13 protein-coding genes are annotated in these 16,137 nt (G+C 64.1%); 3 read left to right on the top strand and 10 right to left on the bottom strand.

Going from position 1 to position 16,137, the window contains the following annotated elements:
* Window positions 1-81: 81 nt before the first annotated feature.
* Entirely contained in the window at window positions 82-2,286 is a 2,205-nt protein-coding gene (locus tag AYK65_RS15570; RefSeq protein WP_081158930.1) for a primosomal protein N', read from the bottom strand.
* A 176-nt stretch (window positions 2,287-2,462) separates the two neighbouring features.
* Here AYK65_RS15570 and fsa point away from each other — a divergent pair, with 176 nt between their 5' ends.
* Window positions 2,463-3,116: a fructose-6-phosphate aldolase gene (fsa, locus tag AYK65_RS15575; RefSeq protein ID WP_026615525.1), complete on the top strand. Its 654-nt coding sequence runs from the start codon at window positions 2,463-2,465 to the stop codon at window positions 3,114-3,116.
* Between the two features lie 221 nt (window positions 3,117-3,337).
* On the opposite strand, the gene AYK65_RS15580 is transcribed toward fsa, so the two are convergent.
* A complete protein-coding gene (locus tag AYK65_RS15580) occupies window positions 3,338-4,246 on the bottom strand; it encodes a GNAT family N-acetyltransferase (protein ID WP_026615524.1) in 909 nt (302 codons plus the stop codon).
* A gap of 209 nt (window positions 4,247-4,455) precedes the next feature.
* Here AYK65_RS15580 and AYK65_RS15585 point away from each other — a divergent pair, with 209 nt between their 5' ends.
* A complete protein-coding gene (locus tag AYK65_RS15585; protein ID WP_026615523.1) occupies window positions 4,456-5,391 on the top strand; it encodes a tyrosine recombinase XerC in 936 nt (311 codons plus the stop codon).
* Window positions 5,392-5,479: 88 nt separating this feature from the next.
* Window positions 5,480-6,556: a TraB/GumN family protein gene (locus tag AYK65_RS15590; RefSeq protein WP_081158932.1), complete on the top strand. Its 1,077-nt coding sequence runs from the start codon at window positions 5,480-5,482 to the stop codon at window positions 6,554-6,556.
* Here the strand turns inward: AYK65_RS15590 and AYK65_RS15595 are convergent.
* The 8 genes from AYK65_RS15595 to sucD form a co-directional block, all read right to left on the bottom strand.
* Window positions 6,549-7,037 (bottom strand): DUF2867 domain-containing protein, encoded by a 489-nt coding sequence (locus AYK65_RS15595; RefSeq protein WP_046120520.1) that lies wholly within the window; start codon window positions 7,035-7,037, stop codon window positions 6,549-6,551. The genes AYK65_RS15590 and AYK65_RS15595 overlap by 8 nt on opposite strands.
* A 130-nt stretch (window positions 7,038-7,167) precedes the next feature.
* The gene (lpdA, locus tag AYK65_RS15600) at window positions 7,168-8,574 is read right to left on the bottom strand and encodes a dihydrolipoyl dehydrogenase (protein WP_046120521.1); all 1,407 of its coding nucleotides are present in this window, start codon (window positions 8,572-8,574) and stop codon (window positions 7,168-7,170) included.
* 39 nt (window positions 8,575-8,613) lie between these two features.
* The gene (locus AYK65_RS15605) at window positions 8,614-9,366 is read right to left on the bottom strand and encodes an SDR family oxidoreductase (protein WP_046120684.1); all 753 of its coding nucleotides are present in this window, start codon (window positions 9,364-9,366) and stop codon (window positions 8,614-8,616) included.
* The gene (locus tag AYK65_RS15610; RefSeq protein ID WP_046120522.1) at window positions 9,363-9,869 is read right to left on the bottom strand and encodes a hypothetical protein; all 507 of its coding nucleotides are present in this window, start codon (window positions 9,867-9,869) and stop codon (window positions 9,363-9,365) included. Before AYK65_RS15610 ends, AYK65_RS15605 begins: the two co-directional genes overlap by 4 nt.
* Complete coding sequence (locus AYK65_RS15615) at window positions 9,869-10,510, bottom strand: LysE family transporter (protein ID WP_046120523.1); 642 nt, start codon at window positions 10,508-10,510, stop codon at window positions 9,869-9,871. Before AYK65_RS15615 ends, AYK65_RS15610 begins: the two co-directional genes overlap by 1 nt.
* Window positions 10,511-10,687: 177 nt before the next feature.
* On the bottom strand, window positions 10,688-11,935 hold the full coding sequence (odhB, locus tag AYK65_RS15620) for a 2-oxoglutarate dehydrogenase complex dihydrolipoyllysine-residue succinyltransferase (RefSeq protein ID WP_046120524.1): 1,248 nt from the start codon (window positions 11,933-11,935) through the stop codon (window positions 10,688-10,690).
* Window positions 11,936-12,056: 121 nt separating this feature from the next.
* Window positions 12,057-15,053 carry a 2-oxoglutarate dehydrogenase E1 component gene (locus tag AYK65_RS15625; protein WP_046120525.1) on the bottom strand — a complete coding sequence of 999 codons (2,997 nt, stop codon included), beginning with the start codon at window positions 15,051-15,053 and terminating at the stop codon, window positions 12,057-12,059.
* Window positions 15,054-15,230: 177 nt separating this feature from the next.
* A complete protein-coding gene (sucD, locus tag AYK65_RS15630) occupies window positions 15,231-16,133 on the bottom strand; it encodes a succinate--CoA ligase subunit alpha (RefSeq protein ID WP_026615514.1) in 903 nt (300 codons plus the stop codon).
* Between the last annotated feature and the right edge of the window lie 4 nt (window positions 16,134-16,137).

Below are 16,137 nucleotides of genomic sequence, written 5' to 3' on the forward strand. Positions count from 1 at the left end.
CACGATTCCTCGTCGGCGCGCCATTGGTCTAGCGCATGTCGGCGCCAAAGGGAATCCGCTGTATCGCCAAAGGAGATTCGATCACAGGAAACTCTGCGGATCGACGTCGAGCTGGACGCTGATCGATCCGCGTTCCTTCGGTCCCGCGGCGATCATCGCCTTCAGGAAAGACTGCATGTCGCTGTTGCGCCGCCCATGCACGAGAAGGCGGAAGCGATGCCGGCCGCGGATGAGCGCGAGCGGCGCCTCGGCTGGCCCGAGCACGGAAATTCCCTCGACGCGCGGGGCGGCGTTGCGCAATCCGCGGGCGTGGCCTTCGGCATCGCCGCGCGTATCGGCCGATACGATGATCGAGGCGAGCCGGCCGAAGGGCGGCAGTGCCGCCCTCTCCCGCTCCTGAATTTCGCGCTCGTAAAAAGCATCGGAATCGCCCGAGACGATCGCCTGCATCACCGGATGCTGCGGCTGATAGGTCTGCAAGAGCCCCAGACTTTTCAAACCGGTCCGCCCGGCGCGTCCCGTCACCTGCGAAAGGAGCTGGAACGTCCGTTCGGCCGCACGCGGATCGCCATTGGCAAGGCCGAGATCGGCATCGACGATGCCGACCAGCGTCATCATAGGAAAATTGTGCCCCTTGGCTACGAGCTGCGTGCCGATGACGATGTCCGCCTCGCCACGGGCGATCGCCTCGAGCTCGAGCCGCAGCCGTTTGACGCCCATGAGATCGGAGGAAAGCACAATGGTGCGAGCCTCGGGGAAATGCCGATCGACCTCCTCGGCAATGCGCTCGACGCCGGGGCCGCAGGCGACCAGATGATCGAGCGTGCCGCATTCGGGACAGGCCTCCGGCGTCCTCTCCGAATAGCCGCAATGGTGGCACTGGATCTGTCCGCGGAAGCGGTGCTCGACGAGCCAGCTCGAGCAGTCCGGGCATTGGAAGCGATGGCCGCAGACGCGGCAAAGCGTGAGCGGCGCATAGCCACGGCGGTTCAGGAACAGGAGCGCCTGTTCGCCGCGTCCAATCGTCTTGCCGATATGGTTCAAGAGCACCGACGAGAGGAAGCCGCCGCGTTGCGGCGGGTGGCGGCGCATGTCGACGACGCCGAGATCGGGCAGCGCTGCGTCGCCGAAGCGGGTCGGCAGGTGGATCGGCCGGTAGCGGCCGACCTCACCATTGACCCGGCTTTCGACCGACGGCGTGGCTGAAACCAGCACCACCGGAAAACCGCCGATCCGGCCGCGCACGACGGCCATGTCGCGGGCGTTGTAAAAAACGCGATCCTCCTGCTTGTAGGCCGGGTCGTGCTCCTCGTCGACGATGATGAGCCCGAGATCCTCGAAGGGCAGGAAAAGCGCCGAGCGGGCGCCGGCGACGACGCGCACTTGGCCGGTCGTCACCTGCCGCCACACTTTCTCCCGGATGCGCGGCGCAAGGTCGGAATGCCACTCGGCCGGCTTGGCGCCGAAGCGGTCATGGAAGCGTTCCAGGAAGCTTGCCGTGAGCGCGATCTCCGGCAGCAGGATCAGCACCTGCTTGCCGGCGCGCAAGGTGGCGGCGATCGCCTCGAAATAGACCTCGGTCTTGCCGGAGCCGGTAATGCCGTCGATCAGCGAGACGGAGAACTTGCGCTCTTCGACCGCCGTCAACAGGTCGGCGGCCGCGTCTTTCTGAGCGCCCTCCAGACGAGGGGCGGCGAAATCCGGATCGGGCGCCGCGACGACGGGCGGCGGCGGCATGAACACCGTTTCGAACACGCCGTGGGAGGCAAGGCCGTCGATGACGCTGGAGGAGACGCCCGCAGCATGGGCAAGTCCGGAGCGGGTCCAGGAAAATCCGTCGCTCGCTGCGGCAATCACCCGCTCGCGCGCCGTCGTCATCCGCTCCGGTCGCATATCGGTCAGGCGCAGCGCTTCGACCATCGGCTCGGGATCGAAAGCCGTCGGCGCCCTGAGCGCCATGCGGGCGACGAGCCCCGGAGGCGTCACCGTATAGGCCGCCACCCAGTCGAGAAAGGCGCGCATCTCGCGGTTGAGCGGCGGGCAGTCGAAGACCTTCTCGATCTCCTTCAGCTTCTTCGGGTCGACGTCGCTCTCCTCACCGCCATCCCAGACGACACCGACGACGAGGCGGGGTCCGAGCGGTACCTGCACGATCGACCCGGGCTGGACGGCCATGCCGTCCGGCACCACGTAGGAATAGGCCTTCGGCGCCGGCATGGGCACCAGCACGGGCACCACGCGGCGGTCGAACAGGGCCCCGAATAAATCGGTTGAATCAAGAGTCATTTTGCCGTGACCTTGCCACCGCTTTCCGCTAAAGAAAACTGCGCAGCGAACCGCTGCCTTGCCGGAAGCAGGGTTTGTCACGGTTCCACCCGAGTTTCAACGCGCGCGATTTCCGTCTTGGAATTTCCTGCCGGCGGAGAGGCGCCCGAACGGCTGAGTGCCAAAGGAAGACTCCCATGAAATTTTTCGTTGATACCGCCGATGTGAAGGAAATCCGGGAACTGAACGATCTCGGCCTGCTCGACGGCGTCACCACCAATCCGTCGCTGATCCTGAAGTCGGGCCGCGACATCGTCGAAGTCACCAAGGAAATCTGCTCGATCGTCGAAGGGCCGGTTTCGGCCGAGGTGACCGCGACCGAATATAGCGAGATGATGAAGGAAGCGGCCGCACTTTCGAAGATCGCCGACAATATCTGCATCAAGCTGCCGCTCACGCTTGACGGTCTCAAGGCCTGCAAGGCGCTGACCTCCGACGGCCACCAGACCAACGTCACCCTCTGCTTCTCCGCCAATCAGGCGCTGCTTGCCGCCAAGGCCGGCGCGACCTTCGTCTCGCCCTTTATCGGCCGCCTCGACGACATCGCCTTCGATGGCATGGATCTGATCCGCGAAATCCGCCACATCTTCGACAATTACGGCTTCGAGACCGAGATCCTCGCCGCCTCGATCCGGACCGTCAACCACGTCAAGGAGGCCGCCCTCATCGGCGCCGACGTCATCACCGCTCCGCCTGCAACGCTGAAGGCACTGGTCAAGCACCCGCTGACCGACAAGGGCCTCGAAATGTTCCTTGCCGACTGGGCGAAGACCGGCCAGAAGATCGCCTGAGCATACGGACTTAGGACTTTTGCAGGGCCTCGCAGCAATGCGAGGCCTTCGTGCGTTCGGGTCGCGCTGCGTGGGATCTGCCCTTCACCCTAACGCTTTTCCCGCAAGCAGAGAGAGGGGACTTGAGGGTCGCCGCGAGTCTCCTTCGCCCCGCTTGCGGGGAAAAGGTGGCCGGTAGGCGGGATGAGAAGCCGCACATGGAGAAGAGCCGCTGCTCAGATCTACCTGGCCGACGGCGCGAACATCGCATCACTATCCCTGGCAAGCTCAAAAACCGTATGTCTTTCAAGCGCGCGAGTCACTTCCGTCGGATCGCCGTCGAGCGCTTCGGGTGCGATCGGATTGCCGACGCGAAAATCGAAAAGGTCGCCCTTTTTGTTCAGGAGCTCGTGAAAGACGGTCATGTCGCGCAGTTCCGTCGACCATTTGGCGAACCAGTAGAACAGGCCGGAATTGCGTGCGCTCATGTGCACGGGCAGGACCGGCAGGCCGTATTTGCGCGCGAAGCTGACCGCGGAGCTTTTCCAGGGGCGCTCGTTGAGCCGCCCGTCCGCCCAATAGGCGATACGTCCGGACGGGAAGAGCACGGTGGCCTTGCCTTCCTCGATCGCCCGGTTGGTCACCTGTAAGGTCTCGCGCGCCTTGAGCTTCGACTTGTATTCCTCGCGCCATTCGACGGGGATGACCATTTCGACGAAACGCGGATTGACGCGGATGGCATCGCGATTGGCGAAGAACATCATGTCCGGCCGGCGGTTCTTCAGGAGATCGAAGACTGCGATGCCGTCGGCGATGCCGGTCGGATGGTTGCTGACGAGCAGAAAGCCGCCCTTTTCCGGGATGCGCTCCGGCTTGTCGACGCGAATGTCGAGCGCGAGCAGCGAACTCAGATGCTCGAAGGCTTGGAAGCCGGGCATGTTGGCGACCGCATTGGCGAATTCGATCGCCTTGCCGTAGTTGAGGAGCGTGTAGAGAAAGGGCCGCATCACCGGCCACAGGGGATGGCGAACGATCCGCCGGCCGCGCTCGGCGATCAGCGTGTCGACGATATGGCCGGGACGCCCTTGCGAGACCAGCGCAATTGCCTCTGCAAAATGCGCCAGAGCGCTCGCCGAATCACGTCTTGCCATGGTCCCATCCGCCGCTGCTGACCGAACATCGCAGTTCAATATGATCGAACAATGACAAATTCCAAGTGCTTATCGGCAAACAACTGTACGTTAGCAAAAACATAAGGCGCCGATGGCATGCTCGACGCAACCAAATCAACGAAGGAAGCAGGGGTGCGGGCGGAAAATCGCTGAGATCTCCTCGTTCCCTGGTGATCGCTGGACCGACGATGAACGAGCTTCTTGTGATTGGCCATCCCGAAGTGATGGCGGAGCGTAAGCGGTGGCTTGCAAGCCTCGCCGAGGAACGCCGGCTCTCGGAAAAGACCATCGACGCCTATGAGCGAGATACGCGGCAATTCTTGACCTTTCTGACCGGACACCTCGCCGGCCCGCCCCGGCTTGCTGATATCCGTGCCCTGCGGCCGGCCGATCTGCGCGGGTTTCTGGCGCATCGGCGCAAAGGCGGCGCCGGCGCGCGCACCCTTGGGCGCGGATTGGCGGGCTTGCGCTCTTTTCTGCGATATCTCGAGAAGAACGGCCTCGCCAATGCCGCGGGCGCGGGCGCCGTGCGTTCGCCGAAGCAGCCGAAGTCCCTGCCGAAGCCGCTGACCGACCGCGAGGCGCTGAAGGTCGTGACGGCCGACGCGCAACTCGCGGAGGAGCCTTGGATCGCAGCGCGCAACGCCGCCGTACTCACGCTGCTCTACGGCTGCGGCCTGCGCATATCGGAAGCGCTCGACCTCACGCCCGGCGACTTCGCGGATACGGTGACATCACTGCGCGTCACGGGCAAGGGCGGGAAGACGCGGATCGTGCCGCTGATCGCCGCGGCCGGCGAGGCGGTTGTGGTTTACAGAAAGCTCTGCCCCTACCACCTCGGTCCCGGTGAACCGCTCTTCCGCGGCGCCCGCGGCGCGAGGCTCCAGCCCGCGATCATCCAGCGCGAGATGCAGAAGCTTCGCGCCGCACTCGGTCTGCCCGATTCGGCGACGCCGCACGCACTGCGCCACTCCTTCGCCACCCATCTTCTGGCGGGCGGCGGTGATCTCCGCACCATCCAGGAGCTGCTCGGCCATTCCAGCCTCTCGACGACGCAGGTCTATACCGGCGTCGATTCCACGCGGCTCCTGGAAATCTACGACCGCGCTCATCCCCGCGCCTAAAATCCGGCATGCTTGTCCGTTAACCAACCTCGTTAAGGAACCCGTGACCGAGGGGGCGTAGGGTTCCAGCTCATTGCCGGGGGCACCCATGACGACGATCACCAGACCCGTTCGCGATCTTGCGGCCAAAGCGGCCGACGGCCTCTTGGGGCTCATTGCGCTCCTGCATGTGGTCCTTGCCGCAAGTCTCATCATCGCATTGCTCTCCGTGTCGGCTGCAAGGGCGGAAGACGCGGATTGCGGCGGCGACAACATATTGATGGCACTCGAGCGCTCCGACCCCGCCCGATTGGTGGCTCTGCGCGAAGAGGCCGCGGCCATCCCCAATGGAAAGGGCCTTCTCTGGAAAATCGAGGGCGGGCGCTCTCAACCTTCCTTTCTGCTCGGCACCATGCATGTGACCGACCCGCGCGTGCTGGCAATGCCAGCCGGTGCCGCTGACGCCTTCGCCGAAGCTCGGACCGTTATCGTCGAATCCGACGAGATCGTCGACGACAAGAAGGCCAGCGCCGCGATCATGATGCGGCCCGACCTCACCATGTTCGCCGATAACAGGACGATCAACGACTTCCTGAAGCCGGAGGATCGGGCGCGCCTCGAGACGGGACTGAAGGCGCGGGGAATTCCCCTGCCGCTCGTGGCCAAGATGAAGCCCTGGATGATCGCAAGCTTCGTGGCGTTGCCGACCTGCGAGTTCTCGCGCAAGGCAGCCGGCGCCTCCTTCCTCGACAAGAAGCTCGCGGAGGATGCGGTGAAAGAGGGCAAGAGCTTGAGGGGCCTGGAAACGCTGGTCGAGCAGCTTGCGGCCATGGATTCGCTGCCGGTCGAACTGCATCTAAGCGCACTGATCCAGACGCTCGCCCTCGGCAAGACCATGGACGACGTGCTCGCAACGACCACGGACCTCTACCTCTCCGGCGATACCGGCATGATCATGCCGATGATGAAATTCGTCTCCGCGGATGTTTCGTCCGACGATGTCGGCTATGCGGATTTCGAGCAGCGCATCATCATCGACCGCAACAAGATCATGGCGGAACGGGCTGCGCCCATGCTGAAGGATGGCGGCGCCTTCATGGCCGTCGGCGCCTTGCATCTTCCCGGCAAGGAGGGCCTCGTGGAGCTCCTGCGGCAGCAGGGATTTACCGTGACACCTGTCAACTGACCGCCGCTCGCGGCCGGTCGCTCAACCCCGCCAGCAATGTCGGGACGATCGCCTTGTGGAAGGGCATGACGGCAGCGAGATAGAGCCGGCCGAAAAAATTCCTGCGGCGCACCAAGGTGGTCATGCCGATAACCTGGCTGTCGGCCGGCCCTTCGCGCACATCGACGACGATACGGAAATCCAGGTGGCGGTCATCATAGCCGACAACGGCTTCGCGATCGTCGCTGTGCAGCAGCGGAAAGGTGCCGATCAGGCCGGAATGCGCGGGGGGCGCGGCTGCGTTCAGACCGATGAGAGACGCGAGGCGGTTGCGCAATGCAAGGAGACTTTGCACCCAGGCGGGTGCGCTTCCAAGCGCTCGCCGCGCCGCCTCGGCCGCAGTCATCCGCTCGCCGAAGACGAGAAGTTCGTAGCGGTCCGCCCAGTCGGCTCCGGGAAGCCAAGCGTTCGGCAGCCTGGCGGCAACGCTTCGTGGTCTCATGAACGCTTCCCCTTTCGCCTTCGCCGTTCCCGCCAATCTGAGGCGGTCATGGCTGCGGTGAATGGTCCATGATTGCGCCGGATTTCGGCGCGAAGCAGGGGGCCACTTGTCGCAGCCCCCGCGCTATTTGTCACATATGGATCGGCTTGAAGAAGGTGGAGAGCGCCGCCTCCTTCACAGCTTCCGACATCGTCGGGTGCGCGTGGCAGGTGCGGCCGAGATCCTCGGACGAGCCGCCGAACTCCATCAGCACCGCGATCTCGTGGATCATCTCGCCGGCGCCGAAGCCGATGATGTGGCCGCCGAGTACGCGATCGGTCTCCTTGTCGGCGAGGATCTTGACGAAGCCGTCCGTCTGAAGCATCGCCCGGGCGCGGCCATTGGCGGTGAAGGGGAACTTGCCGACCTTGTAGGCGATACCGGCAGCCTTCAGCTCCTGCTCCGTCTTGCCGACGGAGGCGACCTCCGGCTGGGTATAGACGACGCCCGGAATGACATCGTAGTTCACATGGCCGGCCTGACCGGCGATGATTTCCGCTACGGCCACGCCTTCGTCCTCGGCCTTGTGCGCGAGCATCGGGCCGCGCACGACGTCGCCGATCGCGTAGACGCCGGTGATGCTCGTCTGGAAGTGACGGTCGACCTCGATCCGGCCGCGCGAGTCGAGCACGACGCCGGCCTTGGCGAGACCCATGTTCTCGGTGCAGGGCTTGCGGCCGGTCGCGACCAGCACGACATCTGCATCGAGCGTGGCGGAATCGCCGCCCTTGACCGGCTCGAAGGTGACCCTTGCGCCGCTGCCAGGCTTGGTAACGCCAGTCACCTTGGCGCCGAGCTTGATGTCGATGCCCTGCTTCGTCAGCATCCGGTGGAGCTGCTTGGCGACCTCGCCGTCCATGCCGCCGAGAATCGTGTCGAGGAATTCGATCACCGTCACCTTGGCGCCGAGGCGTGCCCAGACGGAGCCGAGCTCGAGGCCGATGACGCCGCCGCCGACGACGATCATGCTCGCCGGCACCTTTTCCAGCTCAAGCGCACCGGTCGACGAGACGATGACCTTCTCGTCGAACTCGAACGCGACGCCGGGAATGCCGGCGACGTCCGAGCCGGTGGCGATGACGACGTTCTTCGCTTCGAGGACCTGCTCCTCGCCCTTGTCGTTGGTGACGGAAACCTTGCCCTGGCCGAGAACCTTTCCCAGGCCCTGGAAGCCATCGATCTTGTTCTTCTTGAAGAGGAAGGAGACGCCGTCGACATTCGCCTTAACGGTCGCGTCCTTGTGGGCCATCATCTTTTCGAGATTGAGCTTCGGGCTTGCGACCTCCACGCCGAGCGCCTCAAGGCCGTGCTGCGCGTGATGGAACATCTCGGAAGCATGCAGCAGCGCCTTGGAGGGAATGCAGCCGACATTGAGGCAGGTGCCGCCATAGGTGGCGCGCTTTTCGATCACGGCAACCTTCATGCCCAACTGCGCCGCCTTGATGGCGCAGACATAGCCGCCGGGGCCGCTTCCGATGACGATGAGATCATAAGCCATTTGATAATCCTTCTTGGGAGGACGGTCTTAAGAGGACGATCATCGCCCGCCGCTGACAGTGAGAATGGCTCCGGTCACATAAGTCGCCTTATCCGACAGGAGATAGAGAATTGCGTCGGCAACTTCGCCGGCTGTGCCGGGACGCTGCATGGGAATGGAAGGCGCCATGTCACGGGCGCGATCGGGCAGCCCGCCGGACGCATGAATTTCGGTGTCGATGATTCCGGGACGCACCGCGTTCACGCGGATGCTCTCCGAGGCTACTTCGCGCGCGAGCCCGACGGTGAAGCTGTCGATCGCGCCTTTCGCGGCAGCGTAGTCGACATATTGACCGGGAGCGCCCAGCACGGCCGCGACGGACGAAAGATTGACGATCGCGCCGCCGCGCCCGCCGTGACGCGTCGACATCCGGAGCACGGCTTCCGCCGCGCAGCGGATGGAGCCGGTGACGTTGACGCGGAACATCCGCTCCAGCCGTTCCGGCGAAATCGCGTCGATGCGCTGCGGCGCGCCGACGATGCCGGCATTGTTGACGAGCCCGTCGAGGCGACCGAAGGCGGCATCGACGGCGGCGAAGATCGCTTGCACCCCGCCTTCGGTACCGACGTCGCCCTCGACCGCGATTGCGGCACCTCCGGCATCCGATATACGGCGAACCACGTCCTCGGCCGCCTGCCGGTTGGAAGCATAATTGACGGCGACCCGCCAGCCCTCGTCAGCCGCGACAAGCGAGACTGCAGCACCGATGCCGCGGCTGCCGCCCGTGACGAGAAGCACGCGCCCGTCGCTCATTTGGCGCATCCCTTGAACACAAAGACGTCGGAGCTGTCGGCATTCGCCTTGCCCTCGCCCCAGGCGCTCGATGCACGCAGCGACGGGCCGAAATGAGGCAGCAGGATCTGCTCGGCGGCCGGCGCATCCTCAGCCTGAAGCAGGTCGATACGGCCGGCCTTGTCGACCGTGTAAATCACGCCCTGCCAGACGGTGCAGGCCTCGAGTTCCGCGCCGGTCACGTCGCCCGTCGGGCAATTATTCATGACGATCCCGTTCGCGCGCAACGGCTCGCCGGACTGCATCACGACGCCGTCGAGAAAAAGCTTGGTCTCCCCGACCTTGACCTTGAAGTGATTGCTGGTGACGGCCGCTTCCGACCCTACCGGCTCGAAGCGCAACTCGTAAGTGCCGGCCGGATCGGCATAGATCGCATGCGCCTGCTTGCACTCGTCCGCGAAGGCAGGCGCGGCAGTGAGCACGGCCGCTAGCGCGACGGAAAGGACGTTCCAGCCGCCCGTCATCAGGCGGCCTTTTCCGTCGCGAGCTTCAGCCCGAGCGCGATGAAGACCATGCCGCTCGCCCGGTCGATCCACTTGCTCGCGCGCGTGAATGCAGCGCGCATTCGCGGCGTGGTCATGAACAGGCTGACACCGACGAACCAGAGGATCAGAGCGCTCGCCATGACGAGGCCGTAGCCGAATTTGACCATCATCGGCGTATGGGCGCTGACGACGGTCGAGAAGATCGACAGGAAGAAGAACACCGCCTTCGGGTTGAGCGCGTTGGCGGCGAAGCCGAGGCCGAAGGCCTTCAGCGCCGATTGCCCCCTGCCTTTGCCAGAATCTTCACCCGCCTCGACGGCGATCTCCGTCTGGCCGGCGCGAAGCGCCTTGACGCCGATATAGATGAGGTAAGCGACGCCGCACCATTTGACGATGTTGAAGAGGTAGATTGACTGGGAAATGATCAGCCCCAGGCCGAGAATGGTATAGGTGACATGGAACATCAGCGATGTGCCGATGCCGAAGGAGGTGATGATTGCCTGCCGCCGGCCGTGCACCAGCGACTGCCGCATCACCATGGCGAGGTCCGCGCCGGGGGAAACGATGGCGAAGGAGAAGATCGCCATCAGCGAAGCGAGTTCGATCAGATAGTTGCTCATGCCTTTGCGACCGGTGCTTTGAAGACCCAGATGGAGCCGGAGAGAGCCTGAATGCGCGCATAACGTGCCTCCCGAACCCTAACCTCTAGCGCCATGACTGTCGATTCCCTGCTGGCGCGTCGGCGGGGACGGCGAGCGTCGAGGAGAAGGAAACGGGGGCTCACGCCCCCGCCTCCTTTAGAGATCGAGCACGAGGCGCTCCGGATCTTCGAGGCTTTCCTTGACGCGAACGAGGAAGGTTACTGCTTCCTTGCCGTCGACGATGCGGTGATCGTAGGAGAGCGCCAGATACATCATCGGGCGGATGACCACCTGGCCGCCGATCGCCACCGGGCGGTCCTGGATCTTGTGCATGCCGAGAATGCCCGACTGCGGCGCGTTGAGGATCGGCGAGGACATCAGCGAACCGTAGACGCCGCCGTTGGAGATGGTGAAGGTGCCGCCCTGCATGTCCGCCATCGAGAGCGTTCCGTCGCGAGCCGCCTTGCCGAGCCGGCCGATTTCCTTCTCGATTTCGGCGATCGACATCTGGTCGGCATCGCGCACGATCGGAACGACGAGGCCCTTGTCGGTGCCGACGGCGACGCCGATATGGCAGAAGTTCTTGTAGATGATGTCGGTGCCGTCGATCTCGGCATTGACCGCCGGCAGCTCCTTGAGCGCATGCGTCACGGCCTTGGTGAAGAAGCCCATGAAGCCGAGCTTCACGCCGTGCTTCTTCTCGAAGATGTCCTTGTACTTCGAACGCAGGCTCATGACCGCGCTCATGTCCACCTCGTTATAGGTGGTGAGCATGGCGGCGGTGTTCTGCGCATCCTTCAGGCGGCGGGCGATCGTCTGGCGCAGACGGGTCATCTTGACGCGCTCTTCGCGACCGGCATCTTCCGCCGGTGCCGGGGCACGTGCCTGGACCTTGGCCGGCTCGGCCGCGGCGGGCGCCGAGATGCCCTTGGAAATCGCAGCGAGCACGTCGCCCTTCAACACCTGGCCCCGCTTGCCCGAACCGTCGAGCTGATCGGCGGAAAGGTTGTTTTCGGCGATGAGCTTGGCGGCAGCCGGCGCCGGCGGCATCGATGTGGGCGCCTGCGGCGCGGCAGCGGCTGCCGGTTGCGCAACAGGGGCTGCGGCGGCGGGGGCGGCAGCGGGCTCGGGCATCTTTTCGGCCGGAGCCGCGGCGGCAGCACCCGCACCTTCGGCGATCTGGCCGAGCAGCGCGCCGAGGCCGACGGTTTCGCCCGCCTGCGCGACGATTTCGCTAAGCGTGCCGGCGGCCGGCGCCGGAACTTCGATCGTCACCTTGTCGGTCTCGAGCTCGAGAATCGGTTCGTCGGCCTTGATCGCGTCGCCGACCTTCTTGAACCAAGTGCCGACGGTCGCTTCGCTGACGGATTCGCCAAGGGTGGGAACGCGGATTTCTGTTGCCATGATTTTTGTCCGTTGATCAGATTTCTGTTTCAAGCTCTTAAGTTACGCACTCCCGGACGGAAAACCGCTACGCACTTTTCCTGGAAGTGCTCCAGCGATTGGCAGACCGTGAGGGGCTTGATCAGCCCCCCAGCGCGTCCTCGAGGAAGGCGGCAAGCTGCGCCATGTGCTTGGACATCAGGCCGGTTGCCGGCGAAGCGGCGGCCGGGCGGCCGGTGTAGCGCACCCGCTGGTACTTCGCGTCGATATGGGCAAGGACCCATTCGAGATAGGGGTCGATGAACGACCAGGCGCCCATGTTCTTCGGCTCTTCCTGGCACCAGACCATCTCCGCATGACGGAAGCGGCTGAGCTCGTTGATGAGCGCCTTGGCCGGGAACGGATAGAGCTGCTCGACGCGCAGCAGATAGATGTCGTCGATGCCGCGCTTCTCGCGCTCTTCGAGGAGGTCGTAATAGACCTTGCCCGAGCACATGACGACGCGACGGATCTTCGAATCCTTCTGCAGCTTGATCGGGCCGTCCTTGATGACCTCCGCATCGTCCCAGAGCAGCCGGTGGAAGGAGCTCTCGCCGGCCATTTCGGAGAGGCTGGAGACCGCCCGCTTGTGGCGCAGCAACGACTTCGGCGTCATCAGGATCAGCGGCTTGCGGAAATCGCGCTTCACCTGGCGGCGCAGGATATGGAAGTAGTTCGCCGGCGTCGTGACGTTGGCGACCTGCATGTTGTCTTCCGCGCAGAGCTGCAGGAAGCGCTCCAGGCGCGCGGAGGAATGCTCCGGCCCCTGGCCCTCATAACCGTGCGGCAGCAGGCAGACGAGACCCGACATGCGCAGCCACTTGCGCTCGCCCGACGAGATGAACTGGTCGAAGATCACCTGCGCGCCGTTGGCGAAGTCGCCGAACTGGGCTTCCCAGAGCGTCAGCGCGTTCGGACGGGCGAGCGAATAGCCGTATTCGAAGCCGAGCACCGCCTCTTCCGAGAGCATCGAATTGATGACCTCGTAGCGGGCCTGGGTCGGCGAGAGGTTGGCGAGCGGAATGTAGCGCTCCTCCGTCTCCTGATCGTAGAGGACGGAATGGCGTTGCGAGAAGGTGCCGCGCTCACAGTCCTGGCCGGACAGACGGATCTTCGTCCCCTCCGTCACGAGCGTACCGAAGGCAAGCGCCTCAGCCATCGCCCAGTCGATCCCCTCGCCGGTCTGGATCATGTTGGCGCGATTTTCCATGAAGCGCTGGATGGTTCGATGCGCGCTGAAGCCGGCCGGGATCTCGGAAAGCTTGCGGCCGATCTCCTTCAATTGCTTCATCGGCACCGAGGTCCTGCCGCGGCGCTGCTCATCCTGGTTGTCGGCCGTGCGCAGGCCCGACCAGGCGCCGTCGAGCCAGTCCGCCTTGTTCGGCTTATAGGACTGGCCGGCCTCGAATTCCTGCTCGAGATGAGCGCGCAAGTCCGCCTTCATCTTCTCCACGTCGCCCTCGGTCATGAGGCCTTCGGCGATCAGACGCTGCGAATAGAGCTGGACCACCGTCTTGTGGGCGCGGATGGCGCGATACATCTTCGGCTGCGTGAACGCCGGCTCGTCGCCCTCGTTGTGGCCGAAGCGGCGATAGCAGAACATGTCGATGACGACCGGCTTGTGGAACTTCATCCGGAACTCGGTCGCGACCTTGGCGGCGTAGACGACCGCTTCCGGATCGTCGCCGTTCACGTGGAAGATCGGCGCCTCGATCATTTTCGCTACGTCCGAGGGATAGGGCGAAGAGCGCGAGAAGGCCGGGTTGGTCGTGAAGCCGATCTGGTTGTTGATGATGAAGTGCACGGTGCCGGCAACGCGATGACCGCGCAGGCCGGACAGGCCGAGAATTTCGGCAACGACGCCCTGGCCGGCAAAGGCTGCATCGCCATGGAGCAGCAGCGGCATGACCTTGACGCGCTCGCGCAGCGGAATGATGTCGCCCTCGAAGACGGTGGCGATCTGGTCCTGCTTGGCGCGCGCCTTGCCCATGACCACCGGGTTGACGATCTCGAGATGTGACGGATTCGCCGTCAGCGACAGATGCACCTTGTTGCCATCGAACTCGCGGTCGGAAGAGGCGCCGAGGTGGTACTTCACGTCACCCGAGCCTTCTACGTCGTCAGGCGCATAGGAACCGCCCTTGAACTCGTGGAAGATGGCCCGGTGCGGCTTGGCCATGACCTGCGAGAGCACGTTCAAACGGCCGCGATGCGCCATGCCGAGGACGATCTCCTTGAGACCGAGCTGTCCGCCGCGCTTGATGATCTGCTCGAGCGCCGGGATCAGCGATTCGCCGCCGTCGAGGCCGAAACGCTTGGTGCCCTTGTACTTGACGTCGATGAACTGCTCGAAGCCCTCCGCTTCGATCAGCTTCTGCAGGATCGCCTTCTTGCCCTCGGGGGTGAATTCGACGCCCTTGTCCGGACCCTCGATCCGCTCCTGGATCCAGGCCTTCTCTTCCGGGTTGGACATGTGCATGAACTCGACGCCCATCGTCGAGCAATAGGTCCGCTCGAGGATCTCGACCATCTCGCGCACGGTCGCGTATTCGAGACCGAGCACGTTGTCGATGAAGATCTTGCGATCGTAATCCTTCTCTTCGAAGCCATAGGTCTTCGGCGAGAGCTCGTCGTAATCCTCGACCGGATCGGCAAGGCCGAGGGGGTCGAGCTTGGCGTGCAGATGGCCGCGCATGCGATAGGCGCGGATCATCATGATAGCGCGCACGGAATCGCGGGTCGACTGATGAACCTCGGCCTCGCTGACCGGAACACCAGCGACGGCGGCGGCCTCCTCTGCTTTGGCCTTGACCTTCTTCTCGATGACCTTTTCAACCGTGCCCCAGTCACCGTCGAGCGCCGAGACCAGTTCGCCATTGGCGGGAATAGGCCAATTGCTCTTCTTCCAGGAGGCGCCCTTGGCCGCCTTCACCACATCTTCGGGCCTGTCGGCGAGCGCCTTGAAGAAGGACTGCCATTCGGCCGAAACGGAAGACGGATCCGCTTCATAGCGCGCGTAGAGCTGCTCGATATAGGCGGCATTGGCGCCGTCCAGAAACGATGTGAGCTGGAATTGCTCGTTGGCCTCTTGCCTTGTCATGGTCTCTTGCGGACGTGAGTCCGCCTCCTGACTTAAGTTGGGTTGCCGGATTGTCCCGGTCATGTTTGCCTGGCGCCCGGATCAGGGGCCTTCGCCCATCTCGCCCGACCGCATCATCATGGTGTCTTTCGTGGCTCCAATGGGGCGACCGTATGCCGCCCCATCGCACTGTTGTGGTCAGCCCTTGAGAACTTCGACCAGCGTCTTGCCGAGGCGGGCCGGAGACGGCGAGACGCGAATGCCGGCGGATTCCATCGCGGCGATCTTGTCTTCCGCGCCGCCCTTGCCACCCGAGATGACGGCGCCGGCATGGCCCATGGTGCGACCGGGAGGCGCCGTACGGCCGGCGATGAAGCCGACCATCGGCTTCTTGCGGCCACGCTTGGCCTCGTCCTTCAGGAACTGCGCCGCATCCTCTTCGGCCGAGCCGCCGATCTCGCCGATCATGATGATCGACTTGGTCTCGTCGTCGGCGAGGAACATCTCGAGCACGTCGATGAACTCGGTGCCCTTGACCGGGTCGCCACCGATGCCGACGGCCGTCGTCTGGCCGAGGCCCTCATTCGTGGTCTGGAACACAGCCTCGTAGGTGAGCGTGCCGGAGCGCGACAGAACGCCGACCGAACCCTTGCGGAAGATGTTGCCGGGCATGATGCCGATCTTGCATTCGTCCGGCGTCAGCACGCCTGGGCAGTTCGGGCCGATGAGGCGCGAGGACGACTTTTCGAGCCGCGCCTTGACCTTGACCATGTCGGCGACCGGAATGCCTTCGGTGATGCAGACGATGAGCGGGATTTCCGCATCGACCGCCTCGATGATCGCCGCGGCCGCGCCGGCCGGCGGAACATAGATCACGGACGCGTTGGCACCCGTGGCGTCACGGCCTTCGGCAACCGTCGCGAAGATCGGCAGTTGTTCGCCCTTGGCGCCAGTCCAGGTCTCCCCACCCTTCTTCGGGTGGATGCCGCCGACCATCTTGGTGCCATTGTAGGCAAGCGCCTGTTCGGTGTGAAATGTGCCCGTCTTGCCGGTGAGACCTTGGACGAGGACCTTGGTGTCTTTGTTGATCAGGATGGACATGAAA

Source organism: Ensifer aridi, from assembly GCF_002078505.1.
In the GTDB taxonomy this organism is placed as follows: Bacteria; Pseudomonadota; Alphaproteobacteria; order Rhizobiales; family Rhizobiaceae; genus Sinorhizobium; species Sinorhizobium aridi.

What these genes read in the sequence shown, in the direction of transcription:
- AYK65_RS15570 (WP_081158930.1), bottom strand. Translation starts at nt 2,286, where the DNA reads ATGACTCTTGATTCAACCGATTTATTCGGGGCCCTGTTCGACCGCCGC.
- AYK65_RS15605 (WP_046120684.1), bottom strand. Translation starts at nt 9,366, where the DNA reads ATGAGCGACGGGCGCGTGCTTCTCGTCACGGGCGGCAGCCGCGGCATC.
- sucD (WP_026615514.1), bottom strand. Translation starts at nt 16,133, where the DNA reads ATGTCCATCCTGATCAACAAAGACACCAAGGTCCTCGTCCAAGGTCTC.
- AYK65_RS15585 (WP_026615523.1), top strand. Translation starts at nt 4,456, where the DNA reads ATGAACGAGCTTCTTGTGATTGGCCATCCCGAAGTGATGGCGGAGCGT.
- fsa (WP_026615525.1), top strand. Translation starts at nt 2,463, where the DNA reads ATGAAATTTTTCGTTGATACCGCCGATGTGAAGGAAATCCGGGAACTG.
- lpdA (WP_046120521.1), bottom strand. Translation starts at nt 8,574, where the DNA reads ATGGCTTATGATCTCATCGTCATCGGAAGCGGCCCCGGCGGCTATGTC.
- AYK65_RS15610 (WP_046120522.1), bottom strand. Translation starts at nt 9,869, where the DNA reads ATGACGGGCGGCTGGAACGTCCTTTCCGTCGCGCTAGCGGCCGTGCTC.
- AYK65_RS15595 (WP_046120520.1), bottom strand. Translation starts at nt 7,037, where the DNA reads ATGAGACCACGAAGCGTTGCCGCCAGGCTGCCGAACGCTTGGCTTCCC.
- AYK65_RS15580 (WP_026615524.1), bottom strand. Translation starts at nt 4,246, where the DNA reads ATGGCAAGACGTGATTCGGCGAGCGCTCTGGCGCATTTTGCAGAGGCA.
- AYK65_RS15615 (WP_046120523.1), bottom strand. Translation starts at nt 10,510, where the DNA reads ATGAGCAACTATCTGATCGAACTCGCTTCGCTGATGGCGATCTTCTCC.
- odhB (WP_046120524.1), bottom strand. Translation starts at nt 11,935, where the DNA reads ATGGCAACAGAAATCCGCGTTCCCACCCTTGGCGAATCCGTCAGCGAA.
- AYK65_RS15625 (WP_046120525.1), bottom strand. Translation starts at nt 15,053, where the DNA reads ATGACAAGGCAAGAGGCCAACGAGCAATTCCAGCTCACATCGTTTCTG.
- AYK65_RS15590 (WP_081158932.1), top strand. Translation starts at nt 5,480, where the DNA reads ATGACGACGATCACCAGACCCGTTCGCGATCTTGCGGCCAAAGCGGCC.